Below are 20,680 nucleotides of genomic sequence, written 5' to 3' on the forward strand. Positions count from 1 at the left end.
ATGTTAAGCACGGAAATGCGTTATTTTCTCGCGGTAGCCGATTGCGGTTCGCTCAGCGCGGCCAGCGCCCAGCTGTTTGTGGCGGTCTCTGCCATCAGCCGTCAAATTCAGCGGCTGGAGCAGCAGCTGGGCGTGACGCTGTTTGCCCGTCATGCGCGCGGGATGGTGCTGACCGAGGCCGGCGAGATTTTTGCCCATCACGTGCGTAAAAATCTGCTGGATATGGAGTATGCGCTGGCGGAGATCAAAGGGCTGAAGGCGGTGCGGCGCACGCTGATTCGTGTCGCCTGTACCGACGGGCTGGCGTTTACCCTGCTGCCCCGGCTGATTGCCGCCTTTCGCCGCGATCATCCCGGCGTGCTGTTTGACGTCCGGGTGGCAAGCGCTCAGGGCGTGGCTGAACTGCTGCGCAGCGGCGAGTGCGATGTGGCATTGCAATTCAGCCTGCACGCGGAACGTGCGGTTGAGGTGGTGGGCTCATGGCCGGCGCCGGTGCTGCTGGTGATGCATGACAGCCATCCGCTGGCGGGCGTGCCGCAGGTGGCGCTGGCCGATCTCAGCCACTATCCGCTGGCACTACCGCAGCAAAACACCACGGTACGCCAGCTGTTTGAGCTGGCCAGCCACATGAGTGGCCACCTGATTGAACCGGTGCTGACCTGCGACAATTTCTCCACCCTGTTCCATTTTTTACTGCGCACGCCGCTGGCGGTGACCATTTGCAGCAGTTTTACCCTGGAGGAAGCGCAGCAGCAGGGTCTGGTGATGCGCGCGGTCAATATCGATCAGCTAAGCCAGCGTACGCTGCAGCTGCAGACGCAGTCAGGGCGACCCCGCAGCGCCGCCCTGACTCTGTTTCTGACCTTTCTGCAACAGCAGCTCAGCGCGCTGTCCGCTGCGATTAAGGCGTGATATCCACCGGATAGAAGATGTGCTTGCCGAACGGATCCACCTGGTAGCCGCTGACCGATTTACGCACCGGCTCGAAAATCGTTGAGTGCGCAATCATTACCGCCGGCATTTGGTCATGCATCATCTGCTGCGCCTCGCGGTACAACGCCACGCGCTTGTCGTGATTTTGCTCGGCGCGCGCCTCGGTGATGATTTTCTCAAACGGCGCATAGCACCATTTGGACGAGTTGGAGCCGCCGTTCGCCGAGGTGCAGCTGTACAATGGCCCGAAGAAGTTATCCGGATCGCCGGTGGCGGTGGTCCAGCCCATCAGCGCCGCCTGATGCTCGCCGCCCTTGACGCGCTTCAGGTATTCGCCCCACTCATAGCTGACGATGTTGGCTTTGATGCCCACTTTTGCCCAGTCGGCCTGAATCATCTCAGCCATGCGGCGGGCGTTGGGGTTATACGGCCGCTGGACCGGCATCGCCCACAGCGAAATTTCGGTGCCCGGCTGAATGCCGGCCTGCTGCAGCAGCGCTTTGGCCTGTTGCGGATCGTAGGCGTAATCCTGCAGATCTTTATCAGCACTCCACACATCCGGCGGCAGAATATTCTTCGCCACCGTGCCGGTACCTTTGAAGATGGCATCAATGATCGCCTGCTTATTGATGGCCATCGCCAGCGCCTGGCGCACTTTCACGTTATCCAGCGGGGCTTTGGTGGTGTTGAACGACAGGAAACCGGTGTTGAGGCCAGATTTCTGTTCCAGCGTGATGTTCGGGTTGTGGCGCATGTTGTCGAGATCGGCCGGATTAGGGAACGGCATAACCTGGCACTCGTTTTTCTCCAGTTTGGCATAGCGCACCGAGGCGTCCGGGGTGATGGAAAACACCAGACGATCGATTTTGGCCTTGCCCTGCCAGTACTGCGGGAAGGCTTTGTAGAGAATGCGGGAATCTTTTTGGTACTGCACCAGCTCAAACGGTCCGGTGCCAATCGGCTGCATGTCCACTTTTTCTGGCGTACCGGCTTTCAGCATCTGGTCGGCATATTCCGCCGAGTGAATCGAGGCGAAATACCACGCCAGATCGGCGAGAAACGGCGCTTCGGCATGGGCCAGCGTAATCCGCACCGTCAGATCATCCACCTTATCGATACGGGTGATCAGTTTTGCCAGCTCGAGGCTTTCAAAGTTGGCATAGTTACCGCCCGAAACGGTGTGATACGGGTTTTTCGTATCGAGCTGGCGCATAAACGAGAAGATCACGTCATCGGCGTTGAGATCGCGCGACGGCGTAAACAGTTTATTGCCCTGGAACTTAACCCCTTTGCGCAGATGGAAGGTATACACCTTGCCGTCCGGGCTGATCTCCCAGCGCTCCGCCAGGCTGGGCACCAGCTCGGTGGTGCCCGGTTTGAAATCCACCAGGCGGTTAAAAATCGGCACGGCGCTGGCGTCCACGCTGGTACCGGAGGTGTAGAGCTGCGGATTGAAGTTTTCCGGCGAGCCTTCAGAACAGTAAACCAGCGTCTTCGCCGAGACGCCGCCTGCAACCGCTAACCCCAGTGCGCTAAGCGCCAGTTTTCCTATCATCTTTTTCATCGTCTTCTCGCTTTTTATTGACTTCCATGAGCCAGCATCGGTATTTATTTCATAAATAACATGATTTAGCCGTCTGGCGTATCTCCAGTGGCGCAAAGCTAATAAGGAATTGTGATGACAGACCAACTTGCCCGTCAGCTGACCCAGCGTTTTTACCGTTATCTGGCGGTCTCCAGCCAGAGCGATGCCAAATCCAGCACGCTGCCCAGTACGCCGTCGCAACACGCCATGGCGGAACTGCTGGCGCAGGAGCTGCGCGATCTCGGTCTGCAGGATGTGGTGATTGATCAGCATGCCACGGTGACCGCCGTGAAACCGGGCAACCGGCCTGGCGCGCCGCGCGTGGGCTTTATCACCCATATTGATACCGTCGATGTCGGGCTATCACCGGATATCCATCCGCAAACCCTGCGCTTTGAGGGCGCGGATCTGTGTCTGAATGCGCAGCAGGACATCTGGTTGCGGGTGGCGGAGCATCCGGAAATCCTGCCGTATGTCGGTCAGGAGATTGTGTTCAGCGACGGCACCAGCGTGCTGGGGGCCGACAACAAAGCGGCAGTCAGCGTGGTGATGACGCTGGTGGAGAACCTGCGTGGCGAGCACGGTGATGTGGTGGTGGCGTTTGTGCCGGATGAAGAGATCGGCCTGCGCGGCGCCAAAGCGCTGGACCTGGAGACGCGCTTTAACGTCGATTTCGCCTGGACCATCGACTGCTGCGAGCTGGGCGAAGTGGTGTATGAATGCTTCAACGGCGCCTCCGCTGAAATTACCTTCACCGGCGTGCCGGCGCATCCCATGTCGGGCAAAGGCGTGCTGGTGAATCCGCTACTTATGGCGCACGACTTCATCTCCCGCTTCGACCGGCTTGCCACGCCCGAGCATACCGCCGGGCGCGATGGCTATATCTGGTTCAATGATATGCAGGCCAATGCCAGCCAGGCGGTATTGAAAGCGTCGATTCGCGATTTCGATTTAAAGGGTTTTGATGCGAAGAAGCAGCAGCTGGTGGAAGTCGCCGATCAGATCGCCGCGCACTATCCGACTGGTCACGTCGCGCTGAAGATCAATGATATCTATAGCAACATCAGTAACGCGATAGGTGAGGACCGGCGGGCAATCTATCTGATTTTTGCTGCGCTGCAGCAGGTGGGCGTGGAACCTAAAGTGATTCCGATGCGCGGCGGCACCGATGGGTCTGCGCTGTCGGCCAAAGGGTTACTGACGCCGAATTTCTTCACCGGCGCGCACAATTTCCATTCGCGCTTTGAATTCCTGCCGATCCCGTCATTTGTGAAGTCGTATCAGGTGGCGGAAGCACTCTGTTATCTGGCAGCCCGATAAGCGCGGTTGCAGAGAAACGTTAAAACTGCCTGACCGGCGACTGCCGGTCAGGCTGACACCCGCTTATTTGCTGACGCTGACGTCAATGCCCGGGAAGAATTTCGCCGCCAGTTTAGTGACGGTGCCGTCGGCCTGGACTTTGGCGATGACCGCATCCAGTTCACCTTTCAGCTTGCTATCGCCTTTGCGCAGACCGAAACCAATGCCGGAACCGAGAATGGTGTCGTCTTCCACCGGCTTACCGGCAAAGGCGAAACCTTTGCCCTGCGGCTTATCGAGGAAACCAGACTGACCGGCGGCGGACATCACCAGCGTACCGTCAAGACGGCCAGCGACCATGTCGTTATACACCTGGTTCTGATCCTGATACGACGTCACCGTCACGCCCTGGGATTCCCAGTGCTTTTTAGCGTAGGTTTCCTGGATCGAGCCCTGCAGCACGCCAATATTTTTACCTTTCAGCGACGCCGCCGTCGGCTCGAGTTTCTCGCCCTGCTTCACGATCAGCATGGTGGGAATGCGGTAGATCGGGTTGGTGAAGTCGATACTTTTCGCCCGCGCCTCGGTGATGTTCATCGCCGAGTTAATCGCATCAAATTTTTTCGCCTGCAGCGCCGGGATCAGCGCATCAAAGCTGCTCTCAACCCATTTGCAGTCAAAATGGCCGACCTGGCAGATGGCTTTGCCCAGTTCGATGTCAAAACCCTCCAGCTCGCCCTGCGCGTTGCGGCTTTCAAACGGCGGATATTGCGACTCCAGACCGTAGCGCAGGCTCTCCTGCGCCAGCGCCTGCACGGAGGTGATCATGCCCAGTGCGATAAACAGTGCGTTCAGTTTTTTCATTATTTTCCCCTAATTACCCTTTAACCCGGCACAGCGCCTGCGCGCCGGCTTCGAGCGTTGCGTCGTCTTTAGCAAAAGAAAGGCGGATTAATTTATTGTCAGTGCCATCCATATAAAACGCCGACAGCGGAATGGTAGCCACACCGTGATCGACGATGAGACGTTTTACCATTTCACTGTCGCTTTCGTCACTGAAATGTCCGTAGCTGGCCAACATAAAGAACGAACCGGCGCTCGGTAACAGCCTGAACGGTGAATCCTGCAGCAGCGTCTGCAGCCGATCGCGCTTCGCCTGATAAAACGACGACAGCTGCAGATAGTTTTGCGGGTTCTGCAGATACTGCGCGAAGCCAACCTGCATCGGCGTATCGGCGGCGTACATCATGAACTGATGCACCCTGACGATCTCCGCCATCAGCGCAGCAGGCGCCAGCGCATAGCCGACGCGCCAGCCGGTCACGTGGAAGGTTTTGCCGAAGGAGGACACCACCACGCTGCGCTGTGCCAGTTCCGCATGCGTGGCCATGCCGCAGTGCGTCTGGCCGTCAAACACGATGTGTTCGTAGACTTCATCAGACAACACCACGATGTCGGTATTACGCGTCAGGGCCGCCAGCTGGTCGAGATCGGCGGCATTCAGTACCTGTCCGCTCGGGTTATGTGGCGTATTGATGATAATCATGCGCGTACGCGGCGTGATCGCGGCACGCAGTTCGTCCCAGTCAATCGCAAAATCCGGCACCTGCAGCTTGAGGCCGATCGGCGTCGCGCCCTGCAACCGCACCACCGGCGCGTAGCTGTCAAAGGCCGGCTCAAAGAAGATCACTTCATCACCCGGATGCACCAGCGCCGAAATCGCCATGTAGATGCCCTGACTGGCACTGCCGGTGATCAGGACTTCGCTGGCGGCATCGTACGGCTGGCCATACAGGCGGTGCACCTTCTCCGCCAGCGCTTCGCGCAGCGCCGGTAAACCGGTCATCGCGGCATACTGATTATGGCCGTCGCGCATCGCCTGGCTGACCAGCTCAACCAGCTGCGGGTCACACGGGAAATTGGGCGCGCCCTGGGACAGATTAACGGCCTGATGCTGTGCGGACAGCTGGCCGATCACGCTAAAAATGGTGGTGCCGACGTCCGGCTGTTTGGAGGAGAGCTTCACGCTGCTGTTCAGGGTCATCATTGCTCCACAGGTTGCATAACCACGTATCGGAAGTAGATTTCTATTCAACGGCGCGACGCTTGAGTCGACAAGCGAATTGTTGTCATAATAGCCATGATAAAAAATCATAGCTTGAGGCCGTTATGTCCCGCTCTGCTCTGCCGCTCAACGCCATTCATGCCTTTCTGGTCACTGCCCGTCATCTCAACCTGACGCGCGCCGCCAGCGAACTGTGCATCACTCAGGGCGCGGTGAGCCGCAAAATTGCGGCGCTGGAGAGCTGGCTGGGGTTTGCCCTGTTTGAGCGCCACGCGCGCGGTCTGCATCTCACCGATCAGGGCGCGGCGCTACTGCCGGAGCTGCAGCAGGGATTCAATCTGCTGGTCAATGCCACTGAGAAAGCCAGCCGCAGCAATGCCTCGATTCGGCTGAAAGCCCCGACCTGCGCCATGCGCTGGCTGGTGCCGCGTCTGGTGGCGCTGGAGCAGCAGCGGCCAGACATTCACGTGGCGCTGACCACCACGCTCGATCACGCGTCGCAGCTGGAAAACTTTGATGCGGCAATTGTATTCGGCACGCCGCCTGCCGGTGCCATTCCGCTGTTTGCCGAGCGCCTGACGCCGGTGCTGGCCAGCAGCGTGCCGGCGCCGCGCCATGTCAGCGAACTGGCCAGATTCACCTTCCTGCACCCGACCGGCGATACGCGCGACTGGCAGCTGTGGCTGTCCGGCCAGGCGGAGCAGCTGCCGATGGCGCGCAATCAGCACTTCGCCACCATGGATTTGGCGATCAGCGCGGCGATTCAGGGATTTGGCGTGACGGTGGCGGATATTACGCTGGTGGAGAATGATTTGGCGAATGGGCGGTTAATCGCCCCGTTTGCCGCGAGTGTGGCAACCGGGGCGAGCTACAGCCTGTTACAGCGGGCGGAAAAAGATGCGCCACCGTTTTTGCCGCAGCTGGTGGCGTGGTTGTGTCAGTCTCAGAATGAAACCCACTCTTCACTGCTGGCGGGTTTACCCTGAGCGCCTGCGGCGGCAGATAACACCGGCCGGCGCAGCGCAGGCGCAGCAGTGGATGCCACAGCCTGTGCGCGCGGCGCGCTGTCGGACAGACGGAACTTCGCCACCGACGCCTGCAGCTCTTCGGTCTGACGCTCCAGCGCGCTGGCCGCCGCCGACACCTGCTCCACCAGCGATGCGTTCTGCTGGGTGACGCTGTCCATTTCGGTGACGGCGGTGCCGACCTGCGAAATCCCTTTGCTCTGCTCTTCCGACGCGGCAGCGATGTGCTTCATGATCTCATTCACATCCTGCACCGACTTCAGAATGTCATGCATGGTGCTGCCAGCGCTGCTGACCAGCTCCGAGCCCTTTTCAACGCGTGACACCGAATCTTCAATCAGCGTGGCGATCTCTTTTGCGGCGCCGGCGCTGCGTTGCGCCAGGTTGCGCACTTCGCTGGCCACCACGGCAAAGCCGCGCCCCTGCTCACCAGCACGCGCTGCTTCGACTGCCGCGTTGAGCGCCAGGATGTTGGTCTGGAAGGCGATGCCGTTGATCACGCTGGTGATTTCGGCAATCTTTTTCGAACTGCCGGAAATGCCCTGCATGGTGGTCACCACTTCGCCAACCAGACGGCCGCCCTGCTGTGCGGTGCCGGTGGCGGTCTCCGCCAGCGCGCTGGCCTGACGTGCGTTGTCGGCGTTGAATTTCACCGTGGCGGTCAGTTGCTCCATGCTGGCTGCGGTCTGTTCCAGCGCGGCCGCCTGCTCTTCGGTGCGCGATGAAAGATCGTTATTGCCGGCTGAAATTTCTGCCGCGCCGCGGTAGATGTTCTCCGTGCCGCTGCGGATGGCGCTGACGGCTTCACGCAGGCTGTCCTGCATCGCCCGCAGCAGTGGCACCAGTTTGCCGACGCAGTTGCGGCCAAATTCTTCCACCGGCTGGCTGAGATCGCCCTGCGCAATCACGGTAAAATGGTTACGAATGCGATCCAGTGGTTTCACCAGCATCGTCACCAGGTAACGGTCAGTGAACAGCAGAATCAATAAGCCGAACACCACCGCCGACACAATAATCACTTTGGTCATGCTGGTAAGCGTGTCCACGGTCACGCGGGTCTCATCCAGCTTGCTGCTGGCGGCCTGATTAAACGCTTCTGCGCTGGCACCAAACGCCCGGCTCAGCGGCGGCGTGACATTGTTGGCCTGCGCGCGCCATGCATCCAGTGAAGCCTGCTGCGCCAGCGCCACCTGTGGTGCGATACCCTCATCCAGCAGTTTCTGCCAGCTGCTGATCACATTGTTCACCGTCTCACTGTCCATCGGACCCGGCGCCATGGCTTTGAACTGGGTTAACTGCTGTTTCATGTTATCCAGTGCCTGCTGCACCGGCGCGAACGCTTCTGCGGTCGGCGCGTTACCGGCGGTGCGGCCTTCCATTACCCGCGACAGACGCGTGACCACGCGGAAATATTGATCGTTGCCTTTGCTGAGCGCCGTCATCTGGTTTACCAGCTGACGATCAATCTCGTTACCCTCGCCAAGCGCATTCAGCGAATGGACGCTGAACAGCCCTACGCCACACCATAACAGGCAGAAAAGCCCGAGAATGGTCAGCATAACGGCGCGAATCGTGAAGTTTTTTAACATACCCATACATAATCCCCTGGTGTGAACGCTGGCAGCCCGGATAAAACAGGGCTTAGGGTATTTATCGGCAGCGAACCGGGAAAAGATAAATGTTTTGTAAGCTAATTAATTGCAGGATGGGGTGCCGCGCGGGGCGGCTGAGCGGTCGTAAAATCAGGCAGATAGCGGCCAATTTGCCTTAAAAAAACATTGATGTTTTTACATGATTAGCAGGCTTATTAAAGTTTAACGTGGCTGCGCATCATCAGGCGAAACAGACGCAGACGGCCGCGCATAAATCGCGCCTTCAGCACCGATTCCGCTTTACCGTCGTGGCCAAAGGCGAGAGTCAAATCTTCACCTGGCCGCCACACCGGCCAGTCGGGTTCCCCGTCGAGCCGCAGCCGATGGCTGAACTCACTGGCATCCCGTGCAAAGGCCACCCACCAGGCGCTGACGCGGCCGGCAAAGGCGATATCGCTGGCGCTGTAATGCCAGTCACCCGGCGGCGGCAGCGTCGCGAGCGTATTGAAGACATAAGGAATTTCGTTGCCGTGCCAGGTGCCGTGCGGGTAGAGATGACGCGCGTTTTCTGACACATAATCAAACCAGTAACGCCACGCAGGCATGCCGATGCTGTGCTGCGACTGCGCCACCAGCAGCGGCATGACGGTAAACGCCATGTCGCGCGCCACCGCGCGCCCCAGCAGGCTGTCATCATGGATATCGTACAGCCACTTCAGCAGGCGATAACTCAGGCGACTTTTGCTGCGCAGCTGCTGTAACACGCTGCGGGCATCCACGCCGAAGTAGTCGAGCACGCTGGCTTCGTCGCTGTTGCTGCCAATCATCAACGGCACGCGATGCTGTTTACCCGCCATAAAGGTGTCGAGCATCGGTCTGGGTAGCACCGCATCGCCGCTGATGGCCACCGGCCCCAGCGCCAGCGGTCGCTCCAGCGGCCAGAAACTGTCGGCCGGCAGTGCGCGCAGCTGTTCCGCACTGGCATCCGCGGCCAGATTGAAATGCGCTGCCACCTGCAGGCCGGTTTGCTGCGCCTGCTTATGCGGCACGTCCGGCAGGCTGTAGGCACTTTGCACGATGCCCTTATGAAACAGTCCTTCGGCCAGCGGCGAGCAACATAGCGACAGTACGCTGCGCGCGCCGGACGATTCGCCAAACAGCGTGACGTTATGGCGATCGCCGCCAAATGCCGGGATGTTACGCTGAATCCACTGCAGCGCGGCAATCTGATCCAGCAGCGCAAAATTATTGACCACCTTGCCCGGCGGATACTGGGCGTCGAGCGCCGGATGCGCGAAAAAGCCGAAATGACCAAGGCGGTAATTGAGTGTCACCACCACCACACCCTGCGCTGCCAGCGCTTTGCCGCGATAGGGATCAAGGCTGCCGGCACCGATGCTGAAACCGCCGCCGTGCAGCCATACCATCACCGGTAACGGCGTAACGGGTTCGACATCAGGCGTCCAGACATTCAGATAGAGGCAGTCTTCGCTGAAGCGGCCCGGATCGCCGCCGCCGGCCGCCACGCAGTAGTCACGATTTTGCCAGCTGGCATCGCCCCACGCGGTGGCATCGCGCAGCGTTTGCCACGGTGCCACCGGCTGCGGCGGACGCCAGCGCAGTGCGCCAACCGGCGGCGCTGCATAAGGTATTCCTTTAAAGGTAAACAGTTCATCATCCATCAGGCCTCTGAGTTCACCTTCTGCCGTCATGATCCTCAGACGTCGTTCATTTTTCATTGCGGGTTCCTGGTAAAGCCTGATTCCATTATTTGCAGGCCTCAGTGGAATGTCTATGTTCTGCAAGCATTTGCAGATTAAGCCGAATAAGCGACCGATTCATTGAACAACTTCATCAAATTTTTTGGTTAACTGCAGCGGTGCATTCTGTTTTATGGTTGCAAGTTAACCTGGCGTGACGGAGAGACGCGATGTTTGCTGGCATCAATCAGCTGTTCACCCGGATGAGCGATCACCCGGATTTCGGTAAATTGCTGTTACGCTTAACCTTCGGCGGGCTGTTGCTGTTTCATGGCGAGTTTAAGGCGATTCATGGCGTCGGCTGGATCGCCCATCTGCTCAGCGTCAAAGGCATGCCAGGTTTCATCGCTTACGGTGCTTACATCGGGGAAATTGTGGCACCCATTATGGTCATCGTTGGCCTGCTGACGCGCCCGGCGGCCTTTATCATTGCCGTTAACATGGTAGTCGCAACGCTGCTGGTGAAAATGGGCGCACTCTGGCATCGCACCGATGTCGGCGCCTGGTCGCTGGAAACGGAAGCGCTTTACCTGCTGGGCGCGCTGGCCATCCTGTTCCTGGGTGCCGGAAAATATACGCTGGTGCGCGACGCACGCCTGCAATAATCATTAGAAAGAAAAACAGCCGGCCTGTAAAAGTGATCCTGTCACTTTTCAGGCCGCTTTTTTACGCCCTACTCCTGCACGCCGCAGCGCGCCAGACTGCGCTGTTGCGTCTGCTGATACAGCACCATCTCATCCTGCACGGCGGCACCGAGCGCGGCTTCAAAATCGGCACGACTGGCATTGCCGGCGCTGCGGGCCTGAGTCTGGTTGCCGAGATTCGACTGGAAGATACCGGCCGCGCTCACCGGCAGAAAATCTTCGTAGACAATCGGTTCCGCCTGTAAACGTCCGGTGGCCAGCAGCTGCGCCACGGTTTCCCCGGCGCGCGGCGGCTGATGCTCGCCCTGCGGCGTCAGACGGTAGCGGAACCACGCCAGCTCCTGCTCGCGCAGCGTCTGTTCATCATCAGGAAAATCACGAAACACCGCGCTGAGGTGCTGCTGATGCTGCTGGTTATCGCTGCCGGTACCGGCCTGCGCCAGCAGCCGGTCGTACAGCGCGCGGCCTTTAGGCGTAAGCGCCGCGCCGCGCTGCTCAATTTCACCAAAGCGCGCGGTATGGGTGCCAGGCGTGCCATCATTAAAATGCACCGCCTCTTCCAGCGCTTTGAAGCTGGTCTGGCGCAGCAGAATCGGCACCGCGCGCGGCGGCGGCCCTTCAATCAGGATTTTCGGTTCGATGCCGCGCGAAGGCATCAGCGCCTGCACGCGATCGATGTCCAGCGTGCGTGGCGTCAGGTGATTAATGTGGCAGCCGCGGAAGCACACGACGTCGGCAATCAGGCGATGCTGCTGGCTCAGCGCGCGGTAGGTGGCGCTGTCCACCGTGGTGTGCGCATGCCAGCGAAAGGTTTCCAGCGCCTCCTGAACAAAGCGGGCGGCATCGGCAGCATTGAGACCGCCCTGCTGCTGATGCTGCGCGATCAGTGCCCGGCAGCCAGGCGTGAAGATGTCGCGCGCCGCCAGGATAGCCGTGGCTTTGTCGCGCAGTGCGGCATCGTCGATCAACTCCAGCCGCAGCAGCGAGGTGAAAACGCGGAAGGGATTGCGCCGCAGCGCGCTGTCGCTGACCGGGCGAAAGGCAGTAGAGTGCACCGGCACGCCCGCCTGTGACAGATCGTAATAGCCCACCGGCTCCATCCCCATCACGGCAAACATCTGCCGCAGCGTGCTGAGCTCTGCGGCAGTGCCAACGCGAATGGCACCGTGACGCTCCACGCCGAGCCGGCTCAGCTCATCGGCGGCGGCCAGACGGTTTTTCAGCGCCGGCTGCGCTTCTAAGGTGCGTTCGTTAACGGCGGTAACCAGCTGCGTCAGGGTGCCATATTGCGGCACCTCCTGCTGGTACATGGCCGACATGGCCTGAGAAAACAGCGTGCGGATGGCATCGCGGGTGAGAAAGTTATCCATGGTCATCACCTTGGGCTAAAGGGTTGCTGCTACTGTAGATCAACCCTTTAGCGGCGGGTAACATTTTCGCGGAACTGTGATCGCCCTGTCACTCGGTGACGCGCGGCCGGTCACCAAAGCGGCATTTCAGTACCAGCATCAACGTGGTCAGCGCCGCCGGCAGTGCCAGCAGCAGAAAGATCTGGCTAAACGCCCAGCCGAGGGACAGCAGCTCAGCGCCAACGAAGGCGCTGATGATCGCGCCGATGCGGCCGACGCCGTGCATCCAGCTGGAGCCGGTCGCGCGGGCATGGGTGGGATAGTAACTGGCCGAGAGTGCATTCATGCCGGTGTTGGCACCGTTAAAACAGAAGCCGCTGCAGAAGGCGATGGCGCTCATCAACCCGACCTGCGCCGGGGAAAACCCGAGCGCCACGATGGCGATGCCGCCGCAAAAGTAAATGATGGCCAGCGCCAGATTGGCGTTGATGCGGTCCATCAGCCAGCCGGCAAACAGTGAGCCAACGGTGCCGCCCGCCTGATACATGGCGGTGACGATAGCCGCTTCGGTGACAGACATGCCCAGCGTGTTGATCAGCGATGGCAGCCAGCTGCCAATCAGGTAGACCAGAAACAGCCCCATAAAGTAGCCGCCCCACAGCATCAGGCTGCCAAACAGATAGCGGGGTGAGACGACGGTGGCCACTGCACCGTGGCGCGCGGCCAGCGGTTCACTGCTTTGAAAATGGCTGTCAGGCCGGACGCTGCCCGGCAGCATGCGCGCCAGAATAGCGTGAATGCGTGCAGCGGGCGCGCGCTGGCTGATGAGAAAGCGCACCGACTCCGGCAGGCCGCGCAGCAGAAACGGCAGCACCAGCAGCGGCAGCACGCCGCCCATCAGCATCACGGAATGCCAGTCATAGCGCGGCAGCAGCCACGAGGCGGCAAAACCGCCGGAGGCCGCGCCAAAGGTGAAGCCGCAGAACACCACGGTGATAATAAACGAGCGACGCCGCTCGGGCGCGTATTCAGCCACCAGCGTGCCGACGTTGGGCATCGCCGCTCCCAGTCCCAGACCGGTAAGGAAGCGGAACAGCATCATCTGTTCGATGTTTTGCGCCATGGCGGTCGCCAGCGTCCAGAGGCCAAAAAACAGCACGCTGAGCAGAATCATCACGCGGCGGCCGTAGCGATCGGCCAGCGGTCCAGCCACCATAGCACCCAGCGCCAGGCCAATCAGCGCCGCGCTGATCACCATCCCCAACTGATGATTGGTCACGCCCCAGCTGGCTTTCAGCGTCGGCGCGATAAAGCCCATCAGCGCGATATCCATGCCATCCAGCGCTACCACGACAAAGCACAGCGCAATTAAACGCTTCTGCCAGCTGCTTAACGCGCTCTGGTTGATGAGCTGGCGGACGTCAATGGCTTCAGCGCTGGTCACGGTACCACTCCTGCAGGATTATCACGAATAGGTCATCAGTTTTGGTAAAAAAAACGGCGCTTATGATAGCGCATCGTTAACAATAACGGGCAGGATTTTTAAGTGAAATTGAGAATTATTCAACATTTTACCCGCTAAGCTACTGATAACGCTGAGTACAGAAACGCGCCCGGACGCCCGGTTATTTATAAACCTAACCAATACAGCCACTTACTAAAACTTCTCACGCTGACTGTTTTTGTTAATATAATTTTGCAGGTAAGTTAACAGAATCTCGGTCAGCCACTTGCCGCTGACCACTCTGACTCATTACGCTGGCGTTTATGGACAAAAATCATCTCTTTAATCAGCGCATTCGTCTGCGCCATTTACACACCTTTGTGGCAGTCGCGCAACAGGGCACCCTGGGCCGCGCGGCGGAAACCCTCAATCTGAGTCAGCCGGCGCTGTCTAAAACGCTGAATGAGCTGGAGGAACTGGCGGGCGCACGTCTGTTTGAGCGCGGTCGCCTCGGTGCTCAGCTGACGACACTGGGAGAACAGTTCCTGACCCACGCGGTGAAAGTACTGGATGCGCTTAACCACGCCGGACAAAGTTTCAACTCGCCGGTTTCCGGACGCCCGATCGTGATCCGCCTTGGCGCCCTCACCACCGCCGCCATGGGGATGCTGCCGCAGATCCTGGATCGCTTCCACGAACAGCAGCCGAACACCACGGTACAGGTGGCCACGCTGCACAATAATGTGCTGCTGGCTGGCCTGCGCGCCGGGGAGTTTGATATTGGCATTGGCCGTATGGCGGACAGCGAAATGATGACCGGCCTGACCTACGAATTGCTGTTTCTCGAATCGCTCAAGCTGGTGGTGCGACCGGAGCATCCGCTCTTAAGTGACAACGTCACACTTTCCCGCGCCATGCAGTGGCCAGTGGTGATTTCGCCTGAAGGCACCGCGCCGCGGCGTATTGCCCAGCACATGCTGGATGAACAAGGCTGCTCGCTGCCGGGCAACTGTGTCGAAACCTCGTCCACCTCGCTGGCCCGCCAGTTGGCGCTGCGTTATGACTATGTGTGGTTTGTACCATCCGGCGCGGTGAAGGAAGATTTAAGTCACAATGCGCTCAGCGCACTGCCCATCGCATCGCCCGGCCCCGGCGAGCCGGTGGGCATTATTACCCGCAGCGGCCACTCGCTCTCGTTAAGCGCGGAAGTGCTGATGGCCACCATCCGCAAATTTCACAGTTAACGGCTGCGTTTGGCGTGGCGTTCGCGATTGTCGAGGCGCGCGCGATCGGTTTTGCGCAGCCCGACATAAACTGCACCGCTGCCACCGTGCTGCGGTTGCGCGCTGCAGAAGGTCTGAACGTCGTCAAATTGCCGCAGCCAGCGTGCCACGTAGCTGCGGACAATATTGGCGTGCGATTCATCATCCCGCCCTTTGCCATGAATAATCAGCAGATTGCGCAGGCCCTGTTTGCGCGCTTCCAGCATAAAGCTAAACAGCGATTGCCGGCAGGTCTCTACCGGCTGGCGTAACAGATTAAGACTGGCGTCCAGCGTATATTTGCCCAGCCGCAGCTTGTCGAGCACGCCCTGCTGAATGCCATCGGCTTTATATTCCAGCGGCGTGTCGCGCGGGATAATCTCAAGGAAGCCGCGCGTCAGGAAGTTTTCCGGTGCGTCGTCATGCGGCTGCTGGCGCGGCGCTTTAGTAGACGGCGCGCGCAGCCACTGGGTGTTGGCGCAATCTTTTAACGGGGTTACATCACCCATGGCATCGCGGAAAAGGTCTTCATCATCAAGGTTCATGGTGTTTTCCTCACGCCTGGTGGTGAATCGGGCGCAACATGCCACCCGAAAGCAAAATAGTAGCAAAGGTTATCGGCTATCACATCCGTCACTTTCTGCGCAGGATCAGGTTGTGTCCGGATGTAAATATGGAAAGAAAACGTTCCAGATCAAAAACCGGCTGGTAATTTGCAGCCATCAAAGCCGCGAATACCCAGCATTTGTGCGGTTTTGATCATTATTACTGCTCGGATGAGTTCACATGACAGAGAAAAATGTTAAAATTGACGACAGTCAATAATCATCGAGCGTACCTATATGATCCCGGAAAAACGCAGCATTCGACGTATTCAGTCTGGCGGTTGTGCCATCCACTGTCAGGATTGCAGTATCAGCCAGTTGTGTATTCCCTTCACGCTGAACGAACATGAACTGGATCAGCTGGACAATATTATTGAACGCAAAAAGCCGATTCAGAAAGGCCAGACGCTGTTCAAAGCCGGTGATGAACTGAAATCCCTTTATGCTATCCGCTCCGGCACCATTAAAAGTTACACCATTACCGAACAGGGTGATGAACAGATCACCGGTTTCCATCTGGCGGGCGATCTGGTGGGCTTTGACGCCATCGTCAGCGCGCATCATCCGAGCTTCGCTCAGGCGCTGGAAACGGCCATGGTGTGTGAAATCCCGTTTGAAACCCTCGACGATCTGTCCGGTAAAATGCCGGCGCTGCGTCAGCAGATGATGCGTCTGATGAGCGGCGAGATCAAAGGCGATCAGGATATGATCCTGCTGTTATCGAAGAAGAACGCGGAAGAGCGTCTGGCGGCGTTTATCTGGAACCTGTCGCGTCGCTTCGGCCAGCGCGGTTTCTCACAGCGTGAATTCCGCCTGACCATGACGCGCGGTGACATCGGTAACTATCTGGGACTCACCGTTGAAACCATCAGCCGTCTGCTGGGACGTTTCCAGAAAAGCGGCATGCTGGCGGTGAAAGGCAAATATATCACCATCGAAAACCATGCGCTGCTGGCTGAACTGGCCGGCCAGACCGATCAGGCAGCGTAACCGCCTACCGGGTCGATAAATGTTATTTTATTGATCCGGCAACAACTTTTCCGCTTCTGCCCTGCGCCATCTTAGGCTATCTTTAATCCAACTTCGCTTTGGTTTGAGGAGAGTGCCTTATGTCCCGGTATCAGCATATTCTGGTGGCGATTGATGCTCAGCAGGACGACCAGCCGGCGCTGCGGCGTGCGGTGTATCTCAATCAACGTATCGGCGGAAAAATCAAAGCCTTCCTGCCTATCTACGACTTCTCCTACGAAATGACCACCCTGCTGTCGCCCGACGAGCGCGTCAACATGCGCAAAGGGGTGATTAGCCAGCGTACCGAATGGATCCGCGAACAGGCGCAGGCCTATCTGGAAGCCGGCGTGGATATCGAGATCAAAGTGGTGTGGCATAACCGGCCGTACGAAGCCATCATTCAGGAAGTGCTGGCGCATCAGCATGATTTGGTCCTGAAGATGGCGCACCAGCACGATCGTCTGGAAGCGGTGATTTTTACCCCCACCGACTGGCACCTGCTGCGTAAGTGCCCGTGCCCGGTATGGATGGTAAAAGACCAGCCGTGGCCGGAAGGCGGCAAAGCGGTGGTGGCGGTAAACCTTGCCAGCGAGGAACCGCATCATGATGAGCTTAATCAAAAACTGATCCGCGAGACCACGCAGCTGGCTGAAATGGTGAATCACACCGAAGTGCATCTGGTGGGCGCCTATCCTGTCACGCCGATTAACATTGCCATCGAATTGCCGGATTTTGATCCCAGCGTCTATAACGATGCGATTCGCGGCCAGCACCTGGTGGCGATGAAAGCGCTGCGCCAGAAATTCTCCATCGGCGAGGAGTTCACTCACGTGGCGAAGGGCCTGCCGGAAGAAGTCATCCCTGATATCGCTTCGCATCTCGACGCCGGGATTGTGGTGCTGGGCACCATCGGTCGTACCGGTCTGTCAGCTGCGTTTCTCGGCAATACCGCTGAACAGGTGATCGATCACCTGCGCTGTGATTTGCTGGCGATCAAGCCGGATGATTTTAAATCGCCGATTGACCTCGACGATGAGGAAGATGAAGAGGATTAAATAACGCAGGGCGGCCATCCTGCGCCGCCCTGGTTTGAGCTTATCAGGGCGGTGACATCACCGCCCTTTCGTTTCTTACAGCGCGCGCAGAATGCCTTCGACGCTGGCTTTGGCATCGCCAAACAGCATTTGAGTGTTCTCTTTAAAGAACAGCGGGTTCTGCACCCCGGCATAGCCGGTGTTCATCGAGCGTTTGAACACGATGACGTTTTGCGCTTTCCACACTTCCAGCACCGGCATACCGGCAATCGGGCTGCGCGGATCGTCCTGGGCCGCCGGGTTGACGGTGTCGTTGGCACCGATAACCAGCACGGTGTCGGTATCGCTGAAATCATCGTTGATCTCATCCATCTCCAGCACCACATCGTACGGCACTTTGGCTTCCGCCAGCAGCACGTTCATGTGCCCCGGCAAACGACCGGCTACCGGGTGAATACCGAAACGCACCTTAATACCGCGCGCGCGCAGCTTCTCGGTGATCTCTGCCACCGGATACTGCGCCTGGGCGACCGCCATCCCGTAGCCCGGCGTGATGATCACTGAGGTCGAGTTTTTCAGCAGTTCTGCCGTCTCTTCCGCGTTGATTTCACGGTGTTCGCCCGCTTCTTCGCCCGCATCCGCACCGCTCACGTCAGTGCCGAACCCGCCAGCAATCACGCTGATAAAGGAACGGTTCATCGCTTTACACATAATGTACGACAGGATGGCACCGGAAGAGCCCACCAGCGCACCGGTGACGATCAGCAGGTCGTTGCTCAGCATAAAGCCCGCCGCCGCCGCCGCCCAGCCCGAATAGGAGTTGAGCATCGAGACCACCACCGGCATATCCGCACCGCCAATCGACGCCACCAGATGCCAGCCGAACACCAGCGCAATCACCGTCATAAGGAGCAGCGCAACGACCTGTGCAGCGGTGCTGTCGGTACGCACAAACCACAGCATCAGCAGGAATGAGACCACCAGCGCTGCCAGATTCATTTTATGGCGATGCGGCAGCATCAGCGCTTTTGAGGAGATCTTGCCGCGCAGTTTGCCAAATGCCACCACCGAACCGGTGAAGGTCACCGCGCCGATAAAGATGCCGAGGAACACTTCGGTCAGATGGATATTTTCCATCACCGCCGACAGTCCTGGCGCGTGATCAAGGTAGCTGTTAAACCCGACCAGCACCGCCGCCAGACCGACAAAGCTGTGCAAAATCGCCACCAGCTCCGGCATTTCGGTCATTTCGACTTTCTTCGCCAGACGCACGCCAATCGCACCGCCAATCACCATCGCCAGCAGAATCCACGCCACGTGGCCGCTGTGCGGACCAAAAATGGTGGCGAGCAGCGCCAGCGCCATGCCGCTGATACCAAAAATATTGCCCTGCTTTGAGGTCTCATGCTTCGAGAGCCCGGCCAGGCTGAAAATAAACAGAATTGCGGCAACAATGTATGCTGCAGTCACTAATCCGCCAGACATGTTGTTACCCCTTAATTCTTACGAAACATTTTCAGCATGCGCTGGGTGACGGTGAAACCACCGAAGATATTAATGCTGGCAATCAGGACGGCGATAAACGCCAGGAAGGTGACCCAGCCGCCATGGCCCATCTGCAGCACCGCGCCCACCACAATAATGCCGGAGATGGCGTTGGTGACGGACATTAACGGCGTATGCAGCGCGTGACTGACGTTCCACACCACGTAATACCCGACGACGCAGGCCAGCGCGAACACGGTGAAGTGCGACAGGAATTCCGCTGGCGCGACGTTGGCCAGGCAGCCGAACAGCACTACCGCGAGCGCCAGCAGCAGATATTTGCGCCACGGCGCAGCGGGCTTCTCTGCCGCTTTCACCTGCGGCTGTGCGGCAGGTTTTGCGGCCTGTGGCGCAGCAGAGACCTGAATCGGTGGCGCAGGCCAGGTCACTTCGCCGTCACGAATTACCGTGACGCCGCGCACCACGACATCGTCAAAATCAACCACGATCTCGCCGTTTTTCTCTTTACACAGCAGCTTCAGCAGGTTCACCAGGTTGGTGCCATACAGCTGCGAGGACTGCGTTGGCAGCCGGCTCGGCAGATCGGTGTAGCCGATGATTTTGACGCCGTTGTCGCTCAGCGTGACGCGGTCGGCGACAGTCAGATCGCAGTTACCGCCGGTGGCTGCCGCCAGATCAACAATCACGCTGCCCGGCTTCATGCTGGCCACCATCTCTGCGGTGATCAGCTTCGGTGCCGGCTTGCCCGGGATCAGCGCGGTGGTGACGATAATGTCCACTTCCTGCGCCTGTGCCGCGAACAGCGCCATTTCCGCCTTGATAAAGGCCTCGGACATCACTTTGGCGTAACCGTCGCCGCTGCCCGCTTCCTCTTGAAAGTCGAGTTCAAGGAACTCGGCGCCCATACTCTGCACCTGCTCCTTCACTTCCGGACGGGTGTCGAAGGCGCGCACGATGGCACCGAGGCTGCCCGCCGCGCCAATCGCCGCCAGACCGGCCACGCCAGCCCCGATGACCATCACTTTGGCCGGTGGCACTTTACCGGCGGCGGTGATTTGCCCGGTGAAGAAGCGGCCAAACTCATGGGCTGCTTCGACAATGGCACGGTAACCGGCGATGTTCGCCATCGAGCTGAGCGCATCCAGCGACTGCGCGCGTGAAATACGCGGTACGGAATCCATCGCCATTACGGTGATGTTGCGTGCGGCTAATTTCTCCAGCAGCGCCGGGTTCTGTGCTGGCCAGATAAAGCTCACCAGCGTACTGCCCGCGCGCATCAGGGCGATCTCGCTGTCGTCTGGCGCGTTCACCTTCAGCACGATGTCGGACTGCCAGACATCCTGCGGATGACTGATGCTGGCACCGGCGGCGATAAAACTGTCATCATCAAAGCTGGCGCGCAGACCGGCGCCCTGCTCAACGGTGACGCTGAATCCCAGCTTAACGAGCTGCTCAACGGTCTTTGGCGTCGCTGCGACGCGGGACTCGTTAGCTAACCGCTCTTTGGGTATCCCAATTAACATACTGTTTCCTTTCCATGATTAAAGGATGAGGTTCTGTAAGGGG

At 58.8% G+C, this 20,680-nt stretch carries 17 protein-coding genes; 7 read left to right on the forward strand and 10 right to left on the reverse strand.

The features are described 5' to 3' along the window. Nucleotides 1–912: a LysR family transcriptional regulator gene (locus FT726_RS12775; RefSeq protein ID WP_058774705.1), complete on the forward strand. Its 912-nt coding sequence runs from the start codon at nucleotides 1–3 to the stop codon at nucleotides 910–912. Here the strand turns inward: FT726_RS12775 and FT726_RS12780 are convergent. Next, a complete protein-coding gene (locus FT726_RS12780) occupies nucleotides 902–2,497 on the reverse strand; it encodes an ABC transporter substrate-binding protein (RefSeq protein WP_282995481.1) in 1,596 nt (531 codons plus the stop codon). The two genes, FT726_RS12775 and FT726_RS12780, sit on opposite strands and share 11 nt — an antisense overlap. Nucleotides 2,498–2,611: 114 nt before the next feature. Between FT726_RS12780 and pepT the strand changes: the two genes are divergently transcribed. Further along, on the forward strand, nucleotides 2,612–3,838 hold the full coding sequence (gene pepT / locus FT726_RS12785) for a peptidase T (RefSeq protein ID WP_282995482.1): 1,227 nt from the start codon (nucleotides 2,612–2,614) through the stop codon (nucleotides 3,836–3,838). Nucleotides 3,839–3,901: 63 nt separating this feature from the next. Here pepT and FT726_RS12790 read toward each other — a convergent pair whose 3' ends face one another. Continuing rightward, entirely contained in the window at nucleotides 3,902–4,681 is a 780-nt protein-coding gene (locus FT726_RS12790) for a transporter substrate-binding domain-containing protein (protein ID WP_288422624.1), read from the reverse strand. A gap of 13 nt (nucleotides 4,682–4,694) precedes the next feature. After that, nucleotides 4,695–5,861 carry a methionine aminotransferase gene (locus FT726_RS12795; RefSeq protein WP_288422648.1) on the reverse strand — a complete coding sequence of 389 codons (1,167 nt, stop codon included), beginning with the start codon at nucleotides 5,859–5,861 and terminating at the stop codon, nucleotides 4,695–4,697. Nucleotides 5,862–5,986: 125 nt separating this feature from the next. Between FT726_RS12795 and FT726_RS12800 the strand changes: the two genes are divergently transcribed. After that, nucleotides 5,987–6,868, forward strand: coding sequence for a LysR substrate-binding domain-containing protein (locus FT726_RS12800; RefSeq protein ID WP_282995483.1), 882 nt, complete (start codon nucleotides 5,987–5,989; stop codon nucleotides 6,866–6,868). Here the strand turns inward: FT726_RS12800 and FT726_RS12805 are convergent. After that, the gene (locus FT726_RS12805; RefSeq protein WP_058769764.1) at nucleotides 6,826–8,502 is read right to left on the reverse strand and encodes a methyl-accepting chemotaxis protein; all 1,677 of its coding nucleotides are present in this window, start codon (nucleotides 8,500–8,502) and stop codon (nucleotides 6,826–6,828) included. The genes FT726_RS12800 and FT726_RS12805 overlap by 43 nt on opposite strands. Nucleotides 8,503–8,714: 212 nt before the next feature. Continuing rightward, on the reverse strand, nucleotides 8,715–10,238 hold the full coding sequence (locus tag FT726_RS12810; protein WP_104092915.1) for a carboxylesterase/lipase family protein: 1,524 nt from the start codon (nucleotides 10,236–10,238) through the stop codon (nucleotides 8,715–8,717). A 191-nt stretch (nucleotides 10,239–10,429) separates the two neighbouring features. Here FT726_RS12810 and FT726_RS12815 point away from each other — a divergent pair, with 191 nt between their 5' ends. After that, a complete protein-coding gene (locus tag FT726_RS12815) occupies nucleotides 10,430–10,864 on the forward strand; it encodes a DoxX family protein (protein ID WP_058769762.1) in 435 nt (144 codons plus the stop codon). A gap of 68 nt (nucleotides 10,865–10,932) precedes the next feature. On the opposite strand, the gene FT726_RS12820 is transcribed toward FT726_RS12815, so the two are convergent. Together FT726_RS12820 and FT726_RS12825 are read right to left on the reverse strand one after the other, a co-directional pair. Further along, nucleotides 10,933–12,273, reverse strand: a complete 1,341-nt coding sequence (locus FT726_RS12820) for a VOC family protein (protein WP_125308767.1) — start codon at nucleotides 12,271–12,273, stop codon at nucleotides 10,933–10,935. A gap of 88 nt (nucleotides 12,274–12,361) precedes the next feature. After that, on the reverse strand, nucleotides 12,362–13,696 hold the full coding sequence (locus FT726_RS12825) for an aromatic acid/H+ symport family MFS transporter (RefSeq protein ID WP_058774713.1): 1,335 nt from the start codon (nucleotides 13,694–13,696) through the stop codon (nucleotides 12,362–12,364). Nucleotides 13,697–14,019: 323 nt separating this feature from the next. On the opposite strand from FT726_RS12825, the gene FT726_RS12830 reads away from it, so the two are divergent. Further along, nucleotides 14,020–14,940, forward strand: coding sequence for a LysR substrate-binding domain-containing protein (locus FT726_RS12830; protein WP_021506104.1), 921 nt, complete (start codon nucleotides 14,020–14,022; stop codon nucleotides 14,938–14,940). Here the strand turns inward: FT726_RS12830 and smrA are convergent. After that, nucleotides 14,937–15,503 carry a DNA endonuclease SmrA gene (smrA, locus tag FT726_RS12835; RefSeq protein WP_346302901.1) on the reverse strand — a complete coding sequence of 189 codons (567 nt, stop codon included), beginning with the start codon at nucleotides 15,501–15,503 and terminating at the stop codon, nucleotides 14,937–14,939. The two genes, FT726_RS12830 and smrA, sit on opposite strands and share 4 nt — an antisense overlap. Before the next feature lie 297 nt (nucleotides 15,504–15,800). Between smrA and FT726_RS12840 the strand changes: the two genes are divergently transcribed. Continuing rightward, nucleotides 15,801–16,553: an FNR family transcription factor gene (locus FT726_RS12840; protein WP_031279133.1), complete on the forward strand. Its 753-nt coding sequence runs from the start codon at nucleotides 15,801–15,803 to the stop codon at nucleotides 16,551–16,553. A 119-nt stretch (nucleotides 16,554–16,672) separates the two neighbouring features. Next, complete coding sequence (gene uspE, locus FT726_RS12845) at nucleotides 16,673–17,629, forward strand: universal stress protein UspE (RefSeq protein ID WP_058769760.1); 957 nt, start codon at nucleotides 16,673–16,675, stop codon at nucleotides 17,627–17,629. A 75-nt stretch (nucleotides 17,630–17,704) separates the two neighbouring features. Here uspE and pntB read toward each other — a convergent pair whose 3' ends face one another. Then, complete coding sequence (gene pntB, locus FT726_RS12850) at nucleotides 17,705–19,093, reverse strand: Re/Si-specific NAD(P)(+) transhydrogenase subunit beta (protein WP_104186706.1); 1,389 nt, start codon at nucleotides 19,091–19,093, stop codon at nucleotides 17,705–17,707. Between the two features lie 11 nt (nucleotides 19,094–19,104). After that, the gene (pntA, locus tag FT726_RS12855; RefSeq protein ID WP_152391027.1) at nucleotides 19,105–20,637 is read right to left on the reverse strand and encodes a Re/Si-specific NAD(P)(+) transhydrogenase subunit alpha; all 1,533 of its coding nucleotides are present in this window, start codon (nucleotides 20,635–20,637) and stop codon (nucleotides 19,105–19,107) included. Nucleotides 20,638–20,680: the final 43 nt, after the last annotated feature.

Source organism: Pantoea sp. Morm, assembly GCF_016643525.1.
Taxonomy (GTDB): Bacteria; Pseudomonadota; Gammaproteobacteria; order Enterobacterales; family Enterobacteriaceae; genus Pantoea; species Pantoea dispersa.

Coding starts and splice junctions, on each gene's coding strand:
- FT726_RS12775 (WP_058774705.1), top strand. CDS start 1: ATGTTAAGCACGGAAATGCGTTATTTTCTCGCGGTAGCCGATTGCGGT.
- FT726_RS12780 (WP_282995481.1), bottom strand. CDS start 2,497: ATGAAAAAGATGATAGGAAAACTGGCGCTTAGCGCACTGGGGTTAGCG.
- pepT (WP_282995482.1), top strand. CDS start 2,612: ATGACAGACCAACTTGCCCGTCAGCTGACCCAGCGTTTTTACCGTTAT.
- FT726_RS12790 (WP_288422624.1), bottom strand. CDS start 4,681: ATGAAAAAACTGAACGCACTGTTTATCGCACTGGGCATGATCACCTCC.
- FT726_RS12795 (WP_288422648.1), bottom strand. CDS start 5,861: ATGACCCTGAACAGCAGCGTGAAGCTCTCCTCCAAACAGCCGGACGTC.
- FT726_RS12800 (WP_282995483.1), top strand. CDS start 5,987: ATGTCCCGCTCTGCTCTGCCGCTCAACGCCATTCATGCCTTTCTGGTC.
- FT726_RS12805 (WP_058769764.1), bottom strand. CDS start 8,502: ATGGGTATGTTAAAAAACTTCACGATTCGCGCCGTTATGCTGACCATT.
- FT726_RS12810 (WP_104092915.1), bottom strand. CDS start 10,238: ATGAAAAATGAACGACGTCTGAGGATCATGACGGCAGAAGGTGAACTC.
- FT726_RS12815 (WP_058769762.1), top strand. CDS start 10,430: ATGTTTGCTGGCATCAATCAGCTGTTCACCCGGATGAGCGATCACCCG.
- FT726_RS12820 (WP_125308767.1), bottom strand. CDS start 12,273: ATGGATAACTTTCTCACCCGCGATGCCATCCGCACGCTGTTTTCTCAG.
- FT726_RS12830 (WP_021506104.1), top strand. CDS start 14,020: ATGGACAAAAATCATCTCTTTAATCAGCGCATTCGTCTGCGCCATTTA.
- smrA (WP_346302901.1), bottom strand. CDS start 15,503: ATGAACCTTGATGATGAAGACCTTTTCCGCGATGCCATGGGTGATGTA.
- FT726_RS12840 (WP_031279133.1), top strand. CDS start 15,801: ATGATCCCGGAAAAACGCAGCATTCGACGTATTCAGTCTGGCGGTTGT.
- uspE (WP_058769760.1), top strand. CDS start 16,673: ATGTCCCGGTATCAGCATATTCTGGTGGCGATTGATGCTCAGCAGGAC.
- pntB (WP_104186706.1), bottom strand. CDS start 19,093: ATGTCTGGCGGATTAGTGACTGCAGCATACATTGTTGCCGCAATTCTG.
- pntA (WP_152391027.1), bottom strand. CDS start 20,637: ATGTTAATTGGGATACCCAAAGAGCGGTTAGCTAACGAGTCCCGCGTC.